The organism is Mucilaginibacter ginsenosidivorax (assembly GCF_007971525.1).
Classification (GTDB): domain Bacteria; phylum Bacteroidota; class Bacteroidia; order Sphingobacteriales; family Sphingobacteriaceae; genus Mucilaginibacter; species Mucilaginibacter ginsenosidivorax.
In genome coordinates this window covers 6,218,804-6,242,125 of sequence record NZ_CP042437.1, presented here as the reverse complement: position 1 = coordinate 6,242,125, position 23,322 = coordinate 6,218,804, and the positions used below count along the sequence as shown (strand labels likewise).

The 23,322-nt window shown below is 39.9% G+C and carries 10 protein-coding genes and 1 CRISPR repeat array; of the genes, 6 read left to right on the top strand and 4 right to left on the bottom strand.

Features of this window, described 5'->3' with window-relative positions:
* Positions 1–441: 441 nt before the first annotated feature.
* Positions 442–4,176 carry a type II CRISPR RNA-guided endonuclease Cas9 gene (gene cas9 / locus FSB76_RS26070; protein ID WP_147058645.1) on the bottom strand — a complete coding sequence of 1,245 codons (3,735 nt, stop codon included), beginning with the start codon at positions 4,174–4,176 and terminating at the stop codon, positions 442–444.
* A 757-nt stretch (positions 4,177–4,933) separates the two neighbouring features.
* Between cas9 and FSB76_RS26065 the strand changes: the two genes are divergently transcribed.
* The 6 genes from FSB76_RS26065 (at position 4,934) to FSB76_RS26040 (ending at position 21,181) form a co-directional block, all read left to right on the top strand.
* Positions 4,934–6,520 (top strand): site-specific DNA-methyltransferase, encoded by a 1,587-nt coding sequence (locus FSB76_RS26065; RefSeq protein ID WP_147058643.1) that lies wholly within the window; start codon positions 4,934–4,936, stop codon positions 6,518–6,520.
* A 1-nt stretch (position 6,521) separates the two neighbouring features.
* Positions 6,522–9,155, top strand: a complete 2,634-nt coding sequence (locus FSB76_RS26060) for a DEAD/DEAH box helicase (protein WP_147058642.1) — start codon at positions 6,522–6,524, stop codon at positions 9,153–9,155.
* 138 nt (positions 9,156–9,293) lie between these two features.
* On the top strand, positions 9,294–10,334 hold the full coding sequence (cas1, locus tag FSB76_RS26055; protein ID WP_147058640.1) for a type II CRISPR-associated endonuclease Cas1: 1,041 nt from the start codon (positions 9,294–9,296) through the stop codon (positions 10,332–10,334).
* Positions 10,335–10,337: 3 nt separating this feature from the next.
* Positions 10,338–10,667, top strand: coding sequence for a CRISPR-associated endonuclease Cas2 (cas2, locus tag FSB76_RS26050; protein WP_147058638.1), 330 nt, complete (start codon positions 10,338–10,340; stop codon positions 10,665–10,667).
* 200 nt (positions 10,668–10,867) lie between these two features.
* Positions 10,868–19,490: a CRISPR direct-repeat array (repeat unit 46 nt; unit sequence GTTGATTCAAATATCAGTTGTTCAAAGAATGAAAGCAAATCACAAC).
* A 174-nt stretch (positions 19,491–19,664) separates the two neighbouring features.
* A complete protein-coding gene (locus tag FSB76_RS26045) occupies positions 19,665–20,540 on the top strand; it encodes an alpha/beta fold hydrolase (RefSeq protein WP_225976318.1) in 876 nt (291 codons plus the stop codon).
* Positions 20,541–20,611: 71 nt separating this feature from the next.
* The gene (locus tag FSB76_RS26040; RefSeq protein ID WP_147058636.1) at positions 20,612–21,181 is read left to right on the top strand and encodes a dihydrofolate reductase family protein; all 570 of its coding nucleotides are present in this window, start codon (positions 20,612–20,614) and stop codon (positions 21,179–21,181) included.
* A gap of 149 nt (positions 21,182–21,330) precedes the next feature.
* On the opposite strand, the gene FSB76_RS26035 is transcribed toward FSB76_RS26040, so the two are convergent.
* The 3 genes from FSB76_RS26035 to FSB76_RS26025 form a co-directional block, all read right to left on the bottom strand.
* Complete coding sequence (locus tag FSB76_RS26035) at positions 21,331–22,158, bottom strand: SDR family oxidoreductase (protein ID WP_147058634.1); 828 nt, start codon at positions 22,156–22,158, stop codon at positions 21,331–21,333.
* Positions 22,159–22,304: 146 nt separating this feature from the next.
* Positions 22,305–22,817 carry a nuclear transport factor 2 family protein gene (locus tag FSB76_RS26030; protein WP_147058632.1) on the bottom strand — a complete coding sequence of 171 codons (513 nt, stop codon included), beginning with the start codon at positions 22,815–22,817 and terminating at the stop codon, positions 22,305–22,307.
* A 38-nt stretch (positions 22,818–22,855) separates the two neighbouring features.
* Positions 22,856–23,314: a cupin domain-containing protein gene (locus FSB76_RS26025; RefSeq protein WP_147058630.1), complete on the bottom strand. Its 459-nt coding sequence runs from the start codon at positions 23,312–23,314 to the stop codon at positions 22,856–22,858.
* Positions 23,315–23,322: the final 8 nt, after the last annotated feature.

Genomic DNA, 23,322 nt, shown 5'->3' with positions numbered 1-23,322 from the left:
TCAGAAACTTACAAACACGTCATTATGAGCAGAGCCCGGCAATCGCGAACTGTATATGGCGTTGCTTGCTGGTATCAGGTAGCGAGTATCAAGATAAGCTTTAATAGTGCAGGCAAGCCTACACGCCTCTGCCGCCACATACGGTGGTGCTATGCCTCGGCAGAGGCTACCCATTTGTAGCGAAATGCCAAACAAGTTTTTTGCTCCGCAGGTGCTACCTTTTTACGCCCCATCCCGGCACTTCAGCAGCGCTATTGGCAGCATTATTAAAAAGACACGACTTATTTGTATCTTTAGAAATAATTTCGGATCGGGGTGTCCCTAATCGGAATAAAGCCGGGCGACCGGCTTTATTGTTTGGTGATTATTATGCTGGTTGGATGTTGCCTAAACGATCAACATTAATTTTAATACAAAACCCTTTTATAAGATTAACTTAGGTTATACCTTTACAATGCGGCCAATGTTATCAACCTTCACTTTCATCCCGTTTACCCCTCCTAAGCTTTGAATATTAAGAAATTTATTCAACTCTTTGGCTGCTAAACTGTCGTCTAATTTTGTTTCGAGGTGATGTCTGAACCACAGATCTATCGCGCCAGACGATCTCTTCGACATTTTTTGTACCCGGTACAAATGCTTACTGATCAATGCATAATTTTTAACGCTAATGGCCGATTGTAATTCTTTATCGGCTAACCCAAACACGAACATTTCATTTTGCTGCAAAGAAGTTAAGTAAACCCAATCAGGCTGTGGTAATCCCTGTAAAAGTTCCTGGTCATCGAAACCTGAATTTATCACCTCATCCCATACCATTCCCGGTTCTTTGATAATTACAGGCAGCTTTGCCTGTTTCCTCTTCACCGCATCCCAAAATGACACAGTGTTTTCCTGCATTTTACCATCCTTATCCCGATAGATGGCTATGTGGTGATTATTCCGTGTTATAACAAAGTCGATGGGCTCACCATACTCATTTTTATGCAAAGGTTGTAGATCTGTGTAGCCGGTAAAACACCTTACTGATCTCGCGGCTATTCCCTTTTCTTGGTTGAGCCAAATGGTATTCTCGTTTTTAAATGCCTCCTTCGGGTTATTTCCATACTTCGCCAAATGGGCTTTAACAATTGCTTTTACGCCTTCGTCAACAATAGATTCAACATCAGCCACTTTAAAATTAGTATCCAGTTTATATCTAACCACGTGCTCATAATAGTAAATCACAACCTTATCATACCCAGTCCTTTCTTTAAACAGGGACAGGTTTTTATTATTGAAAGCTTGTTTTATATCATTATCAAACTGCCGTAGGTATTCTGTTATCTGGGCTCTTATTTCTCGCCTTGCTACTTCTTTTAAATTATTAAACCTGGGCGATAAGGAAATTTCTTTAAATCTTTTTATGCGGCCATACACTGTTTCTTTATGCAAAAAGCCGCGGGGAATAACTTCAATTGTTTTATGCGTAGATGATCCTTGCTTAATCAAATTATTGCTATTACTGGTAACCTTTTTGCCGGATTTAAAAGAAACAAGAATGTTATCTATCGCAGTCAGAACTTTTGCTGTTTCAAATGGTCGTTGTAAGATTAAATACTTTTGAAGTAAAGATAACCTGTCATTAAATCTTGTACCCTTGACCTCGTTAAACATCTCATCCCTATTTTCCTGGGCATTTACTTTGTTAATCCTATTTATAAAGCCTTGCTTAGTACAGGCAACCGTTAAAGCGTCTATAGCATGATGTCGATGGTCTTCTCTTTTACTCCATCCAATAATTTTTTCTTTTTTATGCGTTTGTCCGTTAGTTACATATTCTATCAATTCAGTTTGATTAACTGTCTTATATCTATCTATCTGCAAATCCATTATCACATCGTCCCAACCCCATAAATGTCTAATCTCTGAAGTAACGGGACCACTGGTTGCATGTACATTCCTACATATCTGCGTTAAAAGATTTCTTACTTCTTTAGTAATAAACCGGGTTTCTTGTAACTGCCTATTGATGAAATCTTCTGGTATCTTATCAAGCGACATCATTAGTTTATTAAATTTCGCTTTGGATATTCCATCCTTTTTATAAAGGTGAATTTTAATAAATTCCAGATACGCATTATAGGTATGATCGCCTTGTGACTTCATAAAATCATGTGCTGTCATTTGATTTTTGCTTCCAAAACTTCCTGAGTTTAACCTTTTGGGACAGATGGTTTTATTACTAAAAGAATCATCAAACAAACGCGATTTAGGAATAATGTGTTCAATATCATATTCACCACTGAAAAGTTCTCCTAATGATATTGCTTTTTGAGGCTCATAAGGTGATACTTTACCAAATTCTTCCCATAATTTATATCGTTCAATATCGTTTCGCGAAACTCTTCTAAAGGGTAAAAGTTGTTTAATTATGGCTTCTATTTCTTTATGGCGTTTATCTTGTTTGCTATTTCGCGAGTATGCCTTATTCCGCTCCTCTGCATTTTGACGTAACTCTCGGGCAAGTTCTACCCTTATTTCAAATGCACCCTTATAACGTTCCTGGTTGGTTACATATCCATTATTTTCATCAATAATTTCATTGACAAGGTTTATTACCTGGTTAATGATCTTTTCTACTACCGGTTGACGCAAACTATTTTTAGGGTAAAGTTCTAATTTATCAATAAGGTCACGTGCTTCATTTTGAGCCGTTGTTTGAGAATTAGAATGATTATAACCCGCTGTTTTACAGGCCTCAGCATAATTCAAACCTTTTTGTAAATAAGGCACGATGTTTCTGAATGCCTTTGCACTTAAATTACCATAACCTTGTTTCGCAAAATCTATTTTAGCCAATGCTTTCGCTGCTTCGGGCGAAAAGCCGTAACGGCTTTGTAATTTGGCAATAAGTGTATCTATCTCCTCAACAGAATATAGCAAATGCCATAGTTGAAATAGCGGTTCTCTTTCAAAGCCGGCACCAATTTGCAATTGACCGTATACCTCTCCGGTTTGCTTGTTTACTTTTTGATCAGATGTAAGGTTAAACTGCAATAATTCTTCATGGTTTATCTTAAAGTGGTCGAATACTTTTCTTATAGCCGCATAAGTACGGTTCCCCTCCAATTCCTTTTCATTGCGGATATTTAGTTTGTATTCATCATACCCAGATTTGTAGCCGAGTTCCTTCAAACAATCTTTTGTAGTTAACTTACCTTTAACTGTTAGCAAATTAAATAAGCTTTGCTTTTCCTCTATCGTTAAAGGGCGTTTACCTTGTTTATCAAAGCCTTGCTCCTGCCCCTTCATGGCCTTAAAACTGGTGAGTTCTATGTTGTTGAGTTCCTGCCATATTTTGGCTACTTGAAAAAGTGGCGAACTTTTAGGTGTTGCCTTATGGTGCTTTTCAAACAGGCAATTGCTAACTAAACCCTTTTGTGAACGGAGCGGACGTTGGTAATAAATTGTTTCATTCCTGATCTTTTGCTTATTATCTTCTGTTAATACTTCAGGATAATACGCCTGCTGTTTGTTCCAAATCCGGTCAAATTCATCAAGGTAAGTGCTGCGCAGGTAAATATTTTCTTTGATGCGGATTTTATCATCGATCAATAATTGTGTATAAAAATGTTGGCCTATAGTGATACCTTCATCTTTTAAGGCCTGTTCACGATCGTTGATCAGATCAAGATAGCCTTTCTTTTTGGGTTTCGCATTCGAGGCTTCCGTTTCTTCGGCTGCCGTAACAGCTGTTTGCTCTTCATCGTTATTGGCCTTACGATTGCTTTTGTACCCTCGCTTTTGGTTAAGATGAAAAAATATACGCCCAATCTCTTGCAATGCTAATTGTTCTGTTACTCCTTTTGCTCTTAAGCCATAAAGATCAAGCGCACTTAAAAGAAACAGCTTTTTATCCGGCATCATATTTAATGCTTCTAACAGAATGCCAAGCTGCCGTCTGCGCAATTTATAGCGTTGCAAATTACGCCTGGCTCCTCGCCTTAAAGTACGATCCGCATTTTTAGACATGGCGTTGCCTTTGGTAAACTCGTCGTTTTCATCAGACGAAAGTGGAATGATACGGACGCCGATACCAGCAATAGAATAACTCTCATCGGGTAACTCCGGTTCATGTACCAGTGCCCAGCCAACAGAATTGGTGCCAATGTCAAGACCAAGGATTTTTTTCATGGAGTATTGATTTAGGTAAAATTTAATAAGATGGAAGAATGCAAATTACAAAGAATGAAGCAAATCGCAACTAATATAGACTCTTAAAAATGCATGCATAATACATTGATAATCGAAATATTAAAATCAAATTCAACCACCTTATTAAATTTATTTATATTTGTATTGTGCGGCCGGAGGGATTCGAACCCATCTTTTGGAGCTTAGTAGGCATCTGTTCTATCCATTAAACTACAGCCGCAACCAGAAATTACCACCTGTCCGTGGTTTTTTTTGGATCGCTTCAAAGATATAAAAAGATTATCTATATTAGAAAGTTAAATTTTTCAAAATTAAAAAAGGCGAGTTACCCCGCCTTAAATGTTTTCACAACGGAATAATCCTTATTGTGATTTGCTTTCATTCTTGAAAAGTAAATTTATAAAAAATTAATTCAAAAGTCTTTAAATAATAAAATTGATTATTTTTCTTACTGTTAAATAATTTTTATACTTTGTGGATAATTTAAACCATATTTCAAAATATAGAATATTAAATCAACCTAATACCAAATTATTAATCAACGCGAAGCGTTGCTGACCGTTTCTCTACGGAAGAACCGCGAATTTTGTACGAGAGAATGGAACAGTTGAGTGATGCAGCTTTACGGGTGCCTCCTTTACTGTATTTAATTCTCTCTGGTTCTTCGCGGTACCGTCCGTAGGTTGAGGTCAGTAAGGGGGGCATATGTAAGGAATTGCGGTAATACATCACAATTATGCCAACCCTAACCTGGATCGGAAAAGAAAAAGTAATTACCCATCATCATGATGTGCCTTTTAAAGTGCTGGCACATCAGTATACTTTCAATACCAGCGCCCCTCCCGACCTGGGCGAACCTTCCAACAAAATAATCCACGGCGATAACCTCGAAGCGCTGAAATCATTACTCCCCGAATATGAGGGCAGGGTGAAATGTATTTATATAGATCCGCCTTACAATACCGGCAACGAAAGTTGGGTATATAATGACAACGTAAATCATCCCAAATTAAAAAAATGGCTGGGCCAGGTTGTTGGCAAAGATAGCGAAGACCTTACCCGTCATGATAAATGGCTTTGTATGATGTACCCGCGATTGGTACTACTTCACAAATTGTTGGCAAAGGATGGGGTGATATTCATATCTATTGATGATAACGAACAGGCAGTCTTAAAGCTCATATGTGATGAGATTTTTGGTGGGGGCAACTTTGTTAACAATATCATATGGCAAAGAGCATATGCTCCAGTCAATACAAAAAAGCGTTTTTCTCCAAATCACGACTTCATTATTTGTTACGGTAAAGATATTAACGCACTAACCTTTCTTCTAAAAAGAACAGACGAAGCTAATGAACGCTATATAAATCCAGACAACGACAAAAGAGGCTTATATAAACCAGGAGATTTAAGTGTCGGCCCAATAGTCGAAAAGCAAATATATCCGATCACAACACCAAGTGGGCGCATAGTTTACCCACCGAAAGGATATTGTTGGCGTTATACAGAATCGCGATTTCAGGATTTAATTGCAGACAATCGTATTTGGTTTGGTCCCGATGGAAATAATGTGCCGGCCATTAAACGATTTATTTCTGAAGTAAAAGATGGCATCACCCCCATGACTGTTTGGACTTATAAAGAAGTAGGTCATACCCAAGATGCGAAAAAGGATATAAAAACTATTTTTTCAGAAAACGAACTGCTGTTTGAAACCCCTAAAGCGATAAAGCTTATGGAACGGATAATTCAGTTAGCTACCTCCTCCAACTCCATCATCCTCGACAGTTTCGCTGGCAGCGGCACTACCGCGCATGCCGTGCTTAACCTCAACAAAAAGGATGGCGGCAACCGCAAATTTATCCTCATTGAAATGGAGGACTATGCCGAAAGCATTACCGCCGAGCGGGTGAAACGGGTAATGCAAGGTTACGGCGGCAAAGAGGGTACCGGCGGCAGTTTTGATTATTATATCCTGGGCGAGCCGCTTTTTGTGGGCGAAAACCGGGAGTACCTGAACGAAGCCGTGGGCATTGATAAAATTAAAAACTATGTATGGTACAGCGAAACCCGGACCGCTCTGGATAAGTTTACTCCCGGCGCTGCCGATGATACTTTGTTAGGTGTGCACCACAATACGGCTTATTACTTTATTTACCACCCGGAAAGGCTTACCTCGCTTGATTTTGACAGCCTGGTGGGTATCAATGTACAGGCGGGGCAATACATTGTATACGCCGATAACTGCCTGCTATCTAAAGATTTTTTGTTTAGGCACAACATTGTTTTTAAAAAAATCCCGCGCGATTTAAGCCGCTTTTAACATGGAATTAAAAAGCTATCAATATAAAGTTATTCGCGACCTGGAAACATACCTGGAGTATGTGCAGCAATATAAAAAAACGGACAGGGCTTTTAACCTGTTTTGGGAGGAACGCATTGGTCCCTACAACCCGCTTAGCGGCGAGGGCATGCAACCGTATAAAAATACCATTCCAAACGCGGCACATGTTTGTATTAAGGTGCCCACGGCGGGCGGTAAAACTTTTATTGCCTGCAACGCACTGCACACCGTTTTTAGCGCTTACTCGGCCGTAATGCCCCGCGTGGTAGTTTGGCTGGTGCCATGGAGCAATTTATTAGGGCAAACGGTATCGGCATTAAGCAACCCGGCCCACCCCTACCGTCAAAAACTAAACAGTTTGTTTAACCACCGGGTAGAGGTGTATGAAAAAAAAGATTTGCTGCAGGGATTGAACTTTAACCCTGCTGTGGTTAAGGAACAACTGTCTATAGTGGTAATGAGCTTTGCCAGTCTGCGGGCTAAAAACAAGGAAGACCGCAAAGTGTACCAGGAAAACGGGCAGCTAGCTTCTTTCGCTTCACAATACACCAATATAGGTTATTTATTGCAGGATGTGGACGAGACATCGCTCATAAACGTACTGCGTAGTATGCAGCCGGTTATTGTTGTAGACGAAAGCCACAATGCCGAGAGCAACTTAAGTGTAGACATGCTGAATGCGCTGAACCCATCCTTCGTGTTGGATTTAACCGCTACGCCCAAAAACAACAGCAACATCATTAGCATGGTGCCTGCTATCGAACTTAAAAAAGAGCACATGGTAAAGTTGCCGGTAATTGTGTACAACCACCACGACAAAACCGAGGTGGTAAACAGCGCCCTGCACCTGCAACGCAAGCTGGAATTGCTGGCCATTGAACAGCAAAAGCAGGGTGGCAGGTACATTCGCCCGATAGTATTGTTCCAGGCGCAGCCCCGCATTGGCGAAGAGAACATTACTTACGAAAAACTTAAACGCCAGCTGATAACCATTGGCATCCCCCAAAACCAGATCAGGATAAAAACAGCTACCATTGATGAACTTAGGGGCGAAGATCTGCTATCTCCCTTGTGCGAGGTGCGATACATTATCACCATTAACGCTTTAAAAGAAGGCTGGGATTGCCCTTTTGCCTATGTGCTGGCTTCGCTGGCCGATAAATCGTCGGCAGTGGATGTCGAACAAATATTAGGCCGGGTACTGCGGCAACCGTATGTAACAAAACACAGCGCATCGCTGCTCAATATATCGTATGTGCTCACTGCCTCGGCCAAATTTAACGATACGCTGCAAAATATTGTGCAGGGCTTGCAGGCCGCGGGCTTTAGCGATAAGGATTACCGGGAAATTGATGTGATGACCGAAACGGAGAAGCAAGCTGCTATACCCGGTGTTTTAGAGCAATTTTTATTCCCGGAGAAAACAGGGACCGATGATCCGGAACTGGACACCAATCGGATAAATTTTGATTTGGGTGATACGATAACACCCGTTGCTAACGATTCGGTATTGGCAAAAATTGAAGATATGGCTATTGCACAAAGCGCTGCGCTGCAAGCCACCATCAACCAGCAACGCACGCAGCCTGCCGATGAGCAAATATTTGAAGAAATGGGCGATAAAATTAAGCGCTATAAACTGGTGGCTGCCGGCAAACCCTATGTTGCGGGAATAAAGCTGCCTCAGTTTTATTTGAATACAGGCAGGGCCAACATTTTTGGTACCGGCAGGGAGTTTTTAAGCCAGGAGCCTTTGTTAAGCCTGTTTAAGCTGAGTAATGAGGATATCAAAATTGATTTTGAACAGATCTCGTCGGATTTATATAAGGTAGATATTGAGGAAACCGGACAAAGCGAATATGATGCCCGCTTTACTAAAATTGAAGACATGGTGCTGAAAGAACCCGTAGTGGCCTACATTTTAGCTAAGCCACCAAGCAACCAGGTAAAAGATATTGCCCACCAACTGATAAAGATGATTGGCGACATGTACCCCATTGCCGACCAGGAGATCAGGATTTACATAGAACGGATCTTAAGCTCACTTAACGCCGAACAACTTCAGGATATTTTAGTGAGGAAGTTAAGCTACGCTGATAAAATAAAAGCCAAAATAAAACAGCATGCTGATAATTATGCCGAGGAACGGTTTAATGATTTGATTAAGATAGGCAAGATTGAAGCCGAAGCTACCTGGGCTTTCCCCGAAATGATAGTGCCGGGAATGCTCGGCGGAGCCGTTAGCAAATCGTTATATGAACGCGAGGGACTAATGAACGATTTTGAAACCACCATGATCCGCAATATTGCGGCGCTGCCCAACATCACCTTTTGGCATCGTAACCTGGGGCGGGGTAAGGGTTTTATGATTAACGGATATAAATCAAATCATTACCCCGATTTTATTGTGGGTACCAAACTGGGTAAGGTGATTTTGATAGAGACAAAGGGCGACGACCGGGATAATTCCGACAGCCAGGCTAAATGCCGATTAGGCAATAAATGGGCCGAACTGGCGGGTAATCGCTTTAGTTATTTTATGGTGTTTGACAAGAAGGCGATTGATGGCGCTTATAATGCTGATAAGGCGCGGGAATTGATAAAACAGCTGTAGCCTTTGGAGCAAAGATTTTGGGATGAAGAAGCATAGGCGGAAGATTTTTGGGTAAAGCAGCAATGAACACCAATAACCTCTGCAATTCACCTCTGGTGGGGCAGGAAAAATTTGTTCAATAATTACAATCACGTTAATATGATTAAAAGAACGCTTCACTTCAGCAATCCTGCTTACCTAAGCCTCAGTCAGGGGCAGCTTATGATTGATTTGCCGCATTTAAAAGTGTTAGGCGAAAAGGAATCCAAAAAGTCGGTGCCTATCGAGGATGTGGGCATTGTAGTGCTGGAGCATCAGCAAATTACCATTACCCATGGCTGCATAGCCGCGCTGCTGAATAATAACAGTGCCATTATTACCTGCGACCATACCCACCACCCTACCGGCATGATGCTGCCTATTGACGGGCACCATACCCAAAGCGAGCGCTTCCGGTACCAGGTTGATGCGTCGCTGCCTTTAAAAAAACAGCTGTGGCAACAAACTACGCAGGCCAAAATACTGAACCAGGCGGCCATATTGGCCGGCCGGGGTATCGATCATGATAATATGCTGCACTGGGCAAAATCGGTACGCAGCGGCGACCCTGATAATTACGAGGGCCGCGCGGCGGCTTATTACTGGAAAAACGTGTTTCCCAAAAAGGTAGAGTTTTTTCGCGGCCGGGAGGGCGACCCGCCCAACAACTTACTCAATTACGGCTACGCCATATTACGGGCCATTGTGGCAAGGGGGTTGGTATGTTCGGGGCTGATCCCTACGCTGGGCATCCATCACCGTAATAAATATAATGCCTATTGCCTGGCCGATGACATTATGGAACCCTACCGGCCATATGTTGATTTGATTGTATTGCGCATCATTGATAACGGCGAGAATTTTTTGGAGCTGGGTAATTCTATCAAATCGCAATTACTGGCTATTGCCACAGTTGATGTGCAGTTTGAAAAAAGCCGCAGTCCACTAATGGTGGGCGTACAAAACACCACCACATCGCTGGCCCGCTGTTACGAAGGGAAGCTGAGAAAAATAACCTACCCTATGATGAAGGATTTTGCACCAAGGCGGGGCGTGTTGTATAAAGACCTGGAAGAAGATTTTATAAGCCTGGCTGCCGAAGAAGAAGGGAAGTATTACAAAGCCGGCGATGATGACGACGAAGAAGAATTACCTTTTTGATAAATGCGCTTAAATGAATACCGGATTTTGTGGGTATTAGTTTTTTTTGATTTGCCTACCGAAACCAAAAAGGACAGGCAGATTTACAGCAAGTTTCGTAAGGATATTATGAAAGATGGCTTCGGCATGTTCCAGTTTTCTATTTACCTGCGCCATTGCAGCAGCCGCGAAAATGCCGACGTACACATTAAACGTGTAAAAAAGATACTGCCGCCCAAAGGCCATGTAGGCATCATGACCATTACCGACAAACAATTTGGCATGATGGAACTATTTTACGGAAAAGAAGAAAAAGAATTACCGGATACGCCCCAGCAACTGGAATTATTTTGAGCTGAAAGCGGAAGGCTTAAGGCAAAAAGCGAGGGGAGGATTAAAATTTGTTAATTAGAGACCCTCTTGCCGCCCTTGTAAAATTATGACAGGATAATAAAAGCGAAACCGATAAAAAATCCGGAAGCTTATGCAACCGGATTTTTTATTCCTGATTTTTGATATAAACAATTGATATTTAGAATTTTATACCATGGCAGGTTGATTCAAATATCAGTTGTTCAAAGAATGAAAGCAAATCACAACACAGCCTGGATTTAGGATTGTATATTATTGTTGATTCAAATATCAGTTGTTCAAAGAATGAAAGCAAATCACAACAATGCAAGTTCTGGCCTGTTAACTAAGTCAGTTGATTCAAATATCAGTTGTTCAAAGAATGAAAGCAAATCACAACGTAGATAGCTTGCGTAAAAAAGGATGTTTAGTTGATTCAAATATCAGTTGTTCAAAGAATGAAAGCAAATCACAACTTTTGCTGTCTTTACTTGTATTTTAGCCTCGTTGATTCAAATATCAGTTGTTCAAAGAATGAAAGCAAATCACAACGTTGCCTATATTCGGCCGGACGTTTAGCAAGTTGATTCAAATATCAGTTGTTCAAAGAATGAAAGCAAATCACAACAAACTTCCATACCGCACACCCATGTGCAAGGTTGATTCAAATATCAGTTGTTCAAAGAATGAAAGCAAATCACAACACCCAGTCTTCGTAGCTTCCTCCGCTTATGTTGATTCAAATATCAGTTGTTCAAAGAATGAAAGCAAATCACAACCCGCCTGGCCATTGCCATTAGCATTGGTACGTTGATTCAAATATCAGTTGTTCAAAGAATGAAAGCAAATCACAACTGCATATTCATGCCGACGTTTAGTCTGTTAGTTGATTCAAATATCAGTTGTTCAAAGAATGAAAGCAAATCACAACTGCATGTTCATTCCAACATTTAGTCGGTTAGTTGATTCAAATATCAGTTGTTCAAAGAATGAAAGCAAATCACAACCGTTACAGTCTATTCCTGGTGTGTTTTGTAGTTGATTCAAATATCAGTTGTTCAAAGAATGAAAGCAAATCACAACGGGCTTGTGAACGTTATTGTTGGGTTCGTTGTTGATTCAAATATCAGTTGTTCAAAGAATGAAAGCAAATCACAACCCGCCTGGCCATTGCCATTAGCATTGGTACGTTGATTCAAATATCAGTTGTTCAAAGAATGAAAGCAAATCACAACTTGTTGGGTTCGTTCCGCCGCTATTGGTTGTTGATTCAAATATCAGTTGTTCAAAGAATGAAAGCAAATCACAACTATCGGCTCTCGACTTCCGATAGAGGTACTGTTGATTCAAATATCAGTTGTTCAAAGAATGAAAGCAAATCACAACCAGGTACTATCATAGGCGCTACTACCACAAGTTGATTCAAATATCAGTTGTTCAAAGAATGAAAGCAAATCACAACCTCTTTAATTAAACGGGCACCAGTTAAATGTTGATTCAAATATCAGTTGTTCAAAGAATGAAAGCAAATCACAACGTTGGTGTTCCTGCTGGTGGTTGGCTACTTGTTGATTCAAATATCAGTTGTTCAAAGAATGAAAGCAAATCACAACCCTAATGCGTCGTTTTGAGATTTTGAGAGGGTTGATTCAAATATCAGTTGTTCAAAGAATGAAAGCAAATCACAACATACCGGCCAGGTAGTTATAGAAAAAATGGGTTGATTCAAATATCAGTTGTTCAAAGAATGAAAGCAAATCACAACGTAGCCCGTAGGGCAAAAGAAGCGGCCATGGTTGATTCAAATATCAGTTGTTCAAAGAATGAAAGCAAATCACAACGTAGGAAACCTGTTAAGGGCTGCGGGTTCAGTTGATTCAAATATCAGTTGTTCAAAGAATGAAAGCAAATCACAACCCAATACCGGGAAAGATAGAGCCGATTGCGGTTGATTCAAATATCAGTTGTTCAAAGAATGAAAGCAAATCACAACGTGTCGGTGCGTTATATGATAACGTCCTTTGTTGATTCAAATATCAGTTGTTCAAAGAATGAAAGCAAATCACAACAACCGATTGTATTGTAATTGTCTGTTGTATGTTGATTCAAATATCAGTTGTTCAAAGAATGAAAGCAAATCACAACGCATATTCATTCCCACGTTTAACCGATTGTGTTGATTCAAATATCAGTTGTTCAAAGAATGAAAGCAAATCACAACTGCTGTTTGCTGTTGATTTGAATGCTCCTAGTTGATTCAAATATCAGTTGTTCAAAGAATGAAAGCAAATCACAACTGCATATTCATTCCCACGTTTAACCGATTGGTTGATTCAAATATCAGTTGTTCAAAGAATGAAAGCAAATCACAACTCGCCGAAAGCATGGGAACATTAGCCGCGCGTTGATTCAAATATCAGTTGTTCAAAGAATGAAAGCAAATCACAACGCAAGCGCGGCAGTCCCGAAATTGCGGTTAGTTGATTCAAATATCAGTTGTTCAAAGAATGAAAGCAAATCACAACAGGGTTGAACAGGTAACTACCAATGACAAAGTTGATTCAAATATCAGTTGTTCAAAGAATGAAAGCAAATCACAACATGCGAAAGGCACATTAAAACCCCATTTAGGTTGATTCAAATATCAGTTGTTCAAAGAATGAAAGCAAATCACAACAATTACACTGTTGTTTGGATAGATGGCCGTGTTGATTCAAATATCAGTTGTTCAAAGAATGAAAGCAAATCACAACCTGTAATGGTTAAAGTCCAAAAAGAAATGTGTTGATTCAAATATCAGTTGTTCAAAGAATGAAAGCAAATCACAACTAAAGCCTCGCGTTCCCTAAAGTCGCTGCCGTTGATTCAAATATCAGTTGTTCAAAGAATGAAAGCAAATCACAACAGATATTTGGAAAGAAGCCCGAGCCAAAGTGTTGATTCAAATATCAGTTGTTCAAAGAATGAAAGCAAATCACAACCAAGCTTTTCCAGGCTAAATACACCATCAGGTTGATTCAAATATCAGTTGTTCAAAGAATGAAAGCAAATCACAACCCATTTATGGTAGATGTCCCTGGGTATGAAGTTGATTCAAATATCAGTTGTTCAAAGAATGAAAGCAAATCACAACATTGTTTTTGATTTATGTGAATTAATTTGTGTTGATTCAAATATCAGTTGTTCAAAGAATGAAAGCAAATCACAACTTACAGTGAATGGCTATGTACGGTTGATGAGTTGATTCAAATATCAGTTGTTCAAAGAATGAAAGCAAATCACAACAATGATGCACCATAACCTAATTTTTCCTCAGTTGATTCAAATATCAGTTGTTCAAAGAATGAAAGCAAATCACAACTTTAGCTGTTGAGTTGTCAAATTTAGAATGGTTGATTCAAATATCAGTTGTTCAAAGAATGAAAGCAAATCACAACGGTTTTGTAGCTGTTTATCAGCCACCATTTGTTGATTCAAATATCAGTTGTTCAAAGAATGAAAGCAAATCACAACTGCATGTTCATTCCCACGTTTAACCGATTGGTTGATTCAAATATCAGTTGTTCAAAGAATGAAAGCAAATCACAACACGCTTGTTGGAGTTCCGGCGGGTGGTTGGGTTGATTCAAATATCAGTTGTTCAAAGAATGAAAGCAAATCACAACTCTCCTTGCCATTGCCATTATCATTGGCGCGTTGATTCAAATATCAGTTGTTCAAAGAATGAAAGCAAATCACAACTGCATGTTCATTCCCACGTTTAACCGATTGGTTGATTCAAATATCAGTTGTTCAAAGAATGAAAGCAAATCACAACGTGGCGTAGGCGGCGCATTTGGCTGGCTCAGTTGATTCAAATATCAGTTGTTCAAAGAATGAAAGCAAATCACAACATTGGGGTGCTGCGTACGAACTGAACAGCGGTTGATTCAAATATCAGTTGTTCAAAGAATGAAAGCAAATCACAACGGCACCGATATTTGGGCATACGCAGGCACTGTTGATTCAAATATCAGTTGTTCAAAGAATGAAAGCAAATCACAACTTTAAAACCCCTATTAAATATCATGGCTATGTTGATTCAAATATCAGTTGTTCAAAGAATGAAAGCAAATCACAACTAGAAGATGTTTGCCGCGATCTGAACCGCGGTTGATTCAAATATCAGTTGTTCAAAGAATGAAAGCAAATCACAACCAGCCGTCGAAAGTCGGGGTAAAGATGTGGTTGATTCAAATATCAGTTGTTCAAAGAATGAAAGCAAATCACAACATTATATCATCAATCTTAGCATTGTGCCAAGTTGATTCAAATATCAGTTGTTCAAAGAATGAAAGCAAATCACAACGGCGTTATACTTACTACGCCCATTACTATGTTGATTCAAATATCAGTTGTTCAAAGAATGAAAGCAAATCACAACTAGCGAAGTGTGGGGCGATATAGTTAGTAGTTGATTCAAATATCAGTTGTTCAAAGAATGAAAGCAAATCACAACCTTTTACCGTCATATAAACAATGTGCAATTGTTGATTCAAATATCAGTTGTTCAAAGAATGAAAGCAAATCACAACCAGACGTATCGCTAAATACCGCGCTGAGCTGTTGATTCAAATATCAGTTGTTCAAAGAATGAAAGCAAATCACAACAATAATGCCCTGGTGGCCGTACTGGGTACCGTTGATTCAAATATCAGTTGTTCAAAGAATGAAAGCAAATCACAACTTATCCCAAATTGGGTAATCCCGGTCAGTAGTTGATTCAAATATCAGTTGTTCAAAGAATGAAAGCAAATCACAACGATATGGCTTTGGCACGCCTGATGCGTAGCGTTGATTCAAATATCAGTTGTTCAAAGAATGAAAGCAAATCACAACTTGTAAATACCCCTAAACTCTTCGATAGTGGTTGATTCAAATATCAGTTGTTCAAAGAATGAAAGCAAATCACAACCAGATACAATCGCTATGAAAACGCAAAAAAGTTGATTCAAATATCAGTTGTTCAAAGAATGAAAGCAAATCACAACCTGACTTCAACCCAAAAACGGCACTTCCGGGTTGATTCAAATATCAGTTGTTCAAAGAATGAAAGCAAATCACAACCTGACTTCAACCCAAAAACGGCACTTCCGGGTTGATTCAAATATCAGTTGTTCAAAGAATGAAAGCAAATCACAACGCGGCCTGCTACCTGGATTATACTGGTAAAGTTGATTCAAATATCAGTTGTTCAAAGAATGAAAGCAAATCACAACGTTGAATTGTCATAGAAATGTCATTTAGTGTTGATTCAAATATCAGTTGTTCAAAGAATGAAAGCAAATCACAACCCTGAAGACGTTGTAAAAAGATACCATCACGTTGATTCAAATATCAGTTGTTCAAAGAATGAAAGCAAATCACAACGACCACAAACGATGCGCCGGAAACTGACGAGTTGATTCAAATATCAGTTGTTCAAAGAATGAAAGCAAATCACAACTATACTATCGTTCAATACTTCGATATCATAGTTGATTCAAATATCAGTTGTTCAAAGAATGAAAGCAAATCACAACTTGCCAATACCGTAGCATTGAATACATTAAGTTGATTCAAATATCAGTTGTTCAAAGAATGAAAGCAAATCACAACGTTAGCTGGTAAAGCAAGTAAGCCCAACCTGTTGATTCAAATATCAGTTGTTCAAAGAATGAAAGCAAATCACAACGAATATGAAAAACTTCAAACAAAAATCAAAGTTGATTCAAATATCAGTTGTTCAAAGAATGAAAGCAAATCACAACCAATCATACCTAATCTGCATAAAGATGATTGTTGATTCAAATATCAGTTGTTCAAAGAATGAAAGCAAATCACAACAATGCAAGTTCGGGCCTGTTCACTAAATCAGTTGATTCAAATATCAGTTGTTCAAAGAATGAAAGCAAATCACAACAACTATTAAAAGCAATTACCAAATATTTCCGTTGATTCAAATATCAGTTGTTCAAAGAATGAAAGCAAATCACAACGCTTTTGTTCTTTGTGATAATCGGAAACAAGTTGATTCAAATATCAGTTGTTCAAAGAATGAAAGCAAATCACAACGCAGGGTATACAATTTATGTAACAAAAACAGTTGATTCAAATATCAGTTGTTCAAAGAATGAAAGCAAATCACAACAAGATTACCGATTAAAAACACCGAAAAGAAGTTGATTCAAATATCAGTTGTTCAAAGAATGAAAGCAAATCACAACTAATTCTTTTATCTTATTTTCAGATTCAGAGTTGATTCAAATATCAGTTGTTCAAAGAATGAAAGCAAATCACAACACAAATCATGCTGTTTATTTTCCTGATGCAGTTGATTCAAATATCAGTTGTTCAAAGAATGAAAGCAAATCACAACATGGTACGGATGCGGTTATTCGTTTGTTAAGTTGATTCAAATATCAGTTGTTCAAAGAATGAAAGCAAATCACAACAGGTAAAAATCTTTATATATATCTACGTGGGTTGATTCAAATATCAGTTGTTCAAAGAATGAAAGCAAATCACAACGTTAAACGTAGAGCGGATGAAGCGTTAGTGGTTGATTCAAATATCAGTTGTTCAAAGAATGAAAGCAAATCACAACCTCCGGTAGACAATTCGTCTACAGACTGGGGTTGATTCAAATATCAGTTGTTCAAAGAATGAAAGCAAATCACAACACCGTCAGATACACGCTTTTCGCTGTATAGGTTGATTCAAATATCAGTTGTTCAAAGAATGAAAGCAAATCACAACGCAAGGAAGCTTTACCTGCTTTTGGGATATGTTGATTCAAATATCAGTTGTTCAAAGAATGAAAGCAAATCACAACTTATCAGGATACCTACATATCTTAAACAGCGTTGATTCAAATATCAGTTGTTCAAAGAATGAAAGCAAATCACAACTCTATGCAGCGCCCTACCTTTCGAGCCTGGGTTGATTCAAATATCAGTTGTTCAAAGAATGAAAGCAAATCACAACACTTGTGAGGCTTTTTTATTTTAAACCCCTGTTGATTCAAATATCAGTTGTTCAAAGAATGAAAGCAAATCACAACAAATAGCTATCAATCCTTATTATCCACTTGGTTGATTCAAATATCAGTTGTTCAAAGAATGAAAGCAAATCACAACTAATCGTAATAACTGCGCTTCATTAATAGTGTTGATTCAAATATCAGTTGTTCAAAGAATGAAAGCAAATCACAACCGAGCTCTCTTGCGTACACCATTTTCCGGGTTGATTCAAATATCAGTTGTTCAAAGAATGAAAGCAAATCACAACCGCAATGCGGTCATGCCGGCAATGGGATCAGTTGATTCAAATATCAGTTGTTCAAAGAATGAAAGCAAATCACAACACAAACCCTAAATACAGCCTGCGGGTAAGCGTTGATTCAAATATCAGTTGTTCAAAGAATGAAAGCAAATCACAACGTGATTTCCGGTTTATAATTGCTGCAACTTGTTGATTCAAATATCAGTTGTTCAAAGAATGAAAGCAAATCACAACCGATCGGCAAAATTTACATCATCTTCTTTAGTTGATTCAAATATCAGTTGTTCAAAGAATGAAAGCAAATCACAACAGGCGGCGAGGTTGATCATAAAAAAGCAAAGTTGATTCAAATATCAGTTGTTCAAAGAATGAAAGCAAATCACAACACTTGTGAGGCTTTTTTATTTTAAACCCCTGTTGATTCAAATATCAGTTGTTCAAAGAATGAAAGCAAATCACAACAAATAGCTATCAATCCTTATTATCCACTTGGTTGATTCAAATATCAGTTGTTCAAAGAATGAAAGCAAATCACAACAATATGTAGATGCTTATTTCAAAAGTAAAAGTTGATTCAAATATCAGTTGTTCAAAGAATGAAAGCAAATCACAACATATCCCATCCGGGCAGCAGCTTGCCGTCAGTTGATTCAAATATCAGTTGTTCAAAGAATGAAAGCAAATCACAACTAATTTCAAACCATTCCGAACTCGGAACGGGTTGATTCAAATATCAGTTGTTCAAAGAATGAAAGCAAATCACAACTGCCTGCGGAAGGTTCTAAACACCTTGCCGGTTGATTCAAATATCAGTTGTTCAAAGAATGAAAGCAAATCACAACACAAACCCTAAATACAGCCTGCGGGTAAGCGTTGATTCAAATATCAGTTGTTCAAAGAATGAAAGCAAATCACAACCTTTGAAGGGTTTTGACTTATATCCCAACCGTTGATTCAAATATCAGTTGTTCAAAGAATGAAAGCAAATCACAACTCAGATCGGCGTATGGCGATGCGTTTGCGGTTGATTCAAATATCAGTTGTTCAAAGAATGAAAGCAAATCACAACAGGCTTTCTGTTGTAAATGTTAGCGTTACCGTTGATTCAAATATCAGTTGTTCAAAGAATGAAAGCAAATCACAACGTTCCCTTTTTTTTAAAAAAAAGGGGTGGTGTTGATTCAAATATCAGTTGTTCAAAGAATGAAAGCAAATCACAACAGGGTTTGAATAAAGGTGGTATAAGCAGTTGTTGATTCAAATATCAGTTGTTCAAAGAATGAAAGCAAATCACAACTCGAAACCGGCACGTTTGTGAAACTGCCATGTTGATTCAAATATCAGTTGTTCAAAGAATGAAAGCAAATCACAACACCGGCCGAGTTCATGACCAGTTACCATAGTTGTTCCAAATATCAGTTGTTTAAAGATTGAAAGCAAATCACAACTTAAGTAAGGCCCTGCCCCAATTAACCGATGTTGTTCCAAATATCAGTTGTTTAAAGATTGAAAGCAAATCACAACCGCCGTTTGTTCTCGCAACCAACTACAACCAACCACCCTACACCAGCCCCCATATACCGTCAACCCTATGTCGTTATCCACCCCTCAAATTGTCACTTCTGCCCAGTATAAAATCCCGGAATGCTATCGATATTTGTATTGTCAATAAAATCGAAACAACTTAAATCACATTTTATGAAAAGAGTATTTAAAGGAACTGATGTCATGAAACCTGCATTCATAATTGCTTTGCTTTTTTTTACCGTATTGCAGTGTTATGGCCAGCAGCTTAAACCTGCAAATAGTGGCTATGCGCCTGTTAATGGCATTAAGGTTTATTATGAGGTATATGGCGAGGGTAAGCCCCTGGTTTTGCTGCATGGTGCATTTTATACCATCGAGATGAACTGGGGCCAGTTAATACCTGAACTGGCAAAAACAAGAAAGGTAATTGCCGTTGAAATGCAGGGGCATGGGCACACCCCGTTTTCGGACAGAAAATTAGATATTGCTACCATGGCCAGTGATGTGGTAGGGGTTATGGATTTTTTAAAAATTGACAGTGCCGATGTTGCAGGTTATAGTATGGGTGGCTCTATAGCTTACCAACTGGTTGTGAAAAGCCCTAAACGGGTAAAAAAACTGGTGATCATTTCTTCTACCTACAAATCCGGTGGCTGGCTGCCGGTTATAAACGATGGATTTAAAGGCTTTAAGCCCGAGTTTTTTAACAATACGCCTATAAAAACGGCATATGATGCAGTAGCACCCGATAAAACAAAATGGACAAAGTTTATTGAACAAATGATTGCTTTTGCCGGGGTGCCTTTTGACGTGGGCGACGCCAATATTGCCAAAATCACATCGCCGGTATTGCTCATCTCGGGCGACAATGATGGCCTTGATAAAGTAGAGTTGATGAAAACATACAAATTACTGGGAGGTGGCGTAGCTGCCGATTTGGGGCCGATGCCAAAATCACATTTAGCCATTGTGCCCGCGCAGAGCCATGTGAGCCTGATGATGCAAACAAAAACAATAGCAGGTTACCTTGACGACTTTTTAAAGTAATAAAATAGTACCGGATATTTTTAAAGACGAATTTCAATCTCAGATTTATCTATGAACTAATTATAAACAAAATGAGAAAAATCAGAATTTTTGAACATATCTCGCTGGATGGCGTGATTGAACACGACGGAGACTACACCTACGGGGCATGGACTACGCCCTACCGTAGCCCTGCCGGGGCGGCAATGCTATTTGAAGCTTACGGGCCAAATTTCGACCTGCTGCTTGGTCGCCACACTTACGATATATTCAGTAGTTTTTGGCCCAATGCCGGAGATTTCCCGATGGCAAACGCCATAAACGCTGCAACAAAATACATAGCAACCCACAACCCCGCCAGCCTGGAATGGGGACCGGTGCAGCATTTGGGTGAGGACGTTATAGAGGCCATTCGTGATCTCAAACAAACAGACGGCCCCGACTTGATTGTTGTGGGAAGCTCGACCCTAACGTCGGTATTGCTTGACCAGGGACTGGCCGACGAGGTTGTGCTCATCACCTACCCGGTTTTGCTTGGCCATGGTAAACGCTTATTAGCGGACAGCATTAACGCCAGGGAACTTGTTTTTGTCGACTCGAAAGCCACGCCAACAGGTTTACTCGTGAACACCTACCGGCACGTTGGACCGTTGAAATCCTAATATTTTATACACTCCGGCTATTAGGCGGGCGGAATTATTGTTGATTCGTTCGGCCTGACTTTTATGCTGGCAATACTTATAATAAAGAGGCTGTCTCATTATCTGAAACAGCCTCTTTTCCTTGCATTAAATTGTTAACGCTAATATCATTATTTAGGGGCAAGGTCGCCGTACCAGTAAGCCGCCGTTACGCCGCCATCCATCAAAAAATCACTGCCGGTTATGAAAGCGCCGTCCTGCCCCATGAGCAAAGCGCCTACGTTGCCAACCTCGTCGGGGGTACCGGCCCTTCCGGCAGCCGAGATATTGATCATTTTGCGATAACCTTCGCCACGCGGGCCGTTTAATTCGTCCTTAGCCAGCGGCGTAATGATAATTCCAGGGCTAATCGCGTTTATCCGCGCACCGCGCTTGCCCCAATTCACAGCTTCGGCCATTACGCGCAGTGAATTTCCGCGCTTTGATAATTGATAGGCACGCAATGAATCTTTTACCTGGGCGGGCTGCAAAAAATCTAAAGCCAGCAATTCGTCTGCAGGTGTGGTTGCCAATGCTTTATCCTGTTCAGGGGTTAATGCGGGCAAGCGGTGGCCCGACTGCGAAGCGATAACTACACCAGATCCACCGCTTGCAATCACCTTGCCAAATTCTTCCAATATAACAGCGTTGCCATAGAGATCGATATGCAATATTGTTGAAGGCGATGCCTGCGAAGGCGATACACCGGCAGCTTGTATCAACCCGGTAACGCTGCCGATTGACGTAGCCTTTTCGACCAATGCCCGGACAGACGTACGGGATGAAATATCAACCGTTGTAGTGCTTACTTCGAAACCAGCCTCGCCCAACACTTTGGCAGCAGCGTCGGCATTATCTTGTTTCAGGTCGGCCAGTAAAATATGCTTTCCGGCACTCACTCGGCGGGCAATGGCCTGGCCGATGGAACCTGCGCCAATTACAACAATTACATTTTTCATAAATATATCTTTGTTTACGTCAGTTATCACAAGCCCAAAGTCCAGCTTGTTTTTTGGTTAGCTATTATACGGATCAGCATGCTTGTTGTTTCTCTTCCGCTTGTTAAGCGGATTTTAAAGGGTTACGACGGTTCATACTTAAAAGATTAGTGTTGTGGTTGTGCCGGTTGGGCTATGTTGGTTTTCATTTTAACCGGCCGTATTAATGTTGAAAAAGTAAGCGAACCCATTTTCCATTTGCCGTTTTCTTTAAGGTATACCTCGGTCACCATAAACGCATGCACAACTTCGTTACCACCCACTACTGCCAGCAAATCGATATCATTTAACAGGATAGCCGTATTACCGAAAATATTTACAGATGCCCCGTAAACCTCGGCTTGTTTATACCAGATGAAGCCGCCCTTAATGGTATTCAGTTCCTGGGTTTTACCCCAGCTTCCGCCCATGTGCACAAATACACAGTTCTCGGCAAACAGCCCGGTTAATGCATCTACATTTTTGCCGGCCATCCATGTCCATTTCGTTTTGGATAGGTCAAGTAGTTCCTGTTCGTCCTTAGTTGTAGTTGTTGATGCCGCACCGGGCAATTTGGCCTGGCCAAGGGATAACTGCACACCGGCAATACACATGAACAGCGCGATAATGATTGCTTTCATATTTTTGGTTGTAAAATAGGTTTGTATATATTAAGAAATTAATTTGCGCTGTTGTACTCGGCATCGGTTACCCTTTGCAGCCATATGGTTTTATTTTTAGCACTGTTTGTGCTTACCGCTATATAGGTGAACAAACTATTGGGCGATGCGCCGTGCCAGTGTGCCACACCCGGGTCGCAATTGATAACATCCCCTTTATGAACAATGCGGATTGGCTTACCTTTTTCCTGGTAATAGCCTGTCCCCTCGGTAATCATCAGGATTTGCCCAGCGGGATGGATGTGCCAATCGAGTTTTGCACCCGCCGCGAAAGTTGCATTGGCCACATTAATATCAATAGTACTATCGGCTTTGTTAAGTTCGGTAAGCCAAACTGTTCCGGTATGATTATTAACAGTTGAAATTTCGCCCTTTGGAAAAACCGGGGCATTTTGAGCAGTTGCCCGCATTGTAAACCCGGCAAATAATCCGCAGGTAATGAGCAGTAATTTTTTCATAATAATTA

What these genes read in the sequence shown, in the direction of transcription:
- cas9 (WP_147058645.1), bottom strand. Translation starts at nt 4,176, where the DNA reads ATGAAAAAAATCCTTGGTCTTGACATTGGCACCAATTCTGTTGGCTGG.
- FSB76_RS26065 (WP_147058643.1), top strand. Translation starts at nt 4,934, where the DNA reads ATGCCAACCCTAACCTGGATCGGAAAAGAAAAAGTAATTACCCATCAT.
- FSB76_RS26060 (WP_147058642.1), top strand. Translation starts at nt 6,522, where the DNA reads ATGGAATTAAAAAGCTATCAATATAAAGTTATTCGCGACCTGGAAACA.
- cas1 (WP_147058640.1), top strand. Translation starts at nt 9,294, where the DNA reads ATGATTAAAAGAACGCTTCACTTCAGCAATCCTGCTTACCTAAGCCTC.
- cas2 (WP_147058638.1), top strand. Translation starts at nt 10,338, where the DNA reads ATGCGCTTAAATGAATACCGGATTTTGTGGGTATTAGTTTTTTTTGAT.
- FSB76_RS26045 (WP_225976318.1), top strand. Translation starts at nt 19,665, where the DNA reads ATGAAAAGAGTATTTAAAGGAACTGATGTCATGAAACCTGCATTCATA.
- FSB76_RS26040 (WP_147058636.1), top strand. Translation starts at nt 20,612, where the DNA reads ATGAGAAAAATCAGAATTTTTGAACATATCTCGCTGGATGGCGTGATT.
- FSB76_RS26035 (WP_147058634.1), bottom strand. Translation starts at nt 22,158, where the DNA reads ATGAAAAATGTAATTGTTGTAATTGGCGCAGGTTCCATCGGCCAGGCC.
- FSB76_RS26030 (WP_147058632.1), bottom strand. Translation starts at nt 22,817, where the DNA reads ATGAAAGCAATCATTATCGCGCTGTTCATGTGTATTGCCGGTGTGCAG.
- FSB76_RS26025 (WP_147058630.1), bottom strand. Translation starts at nt 23,314, where the DNA reads ATGAAAAAATTACTGCTCATTACCTGCGGATTATTTGCCGGGTTTACA.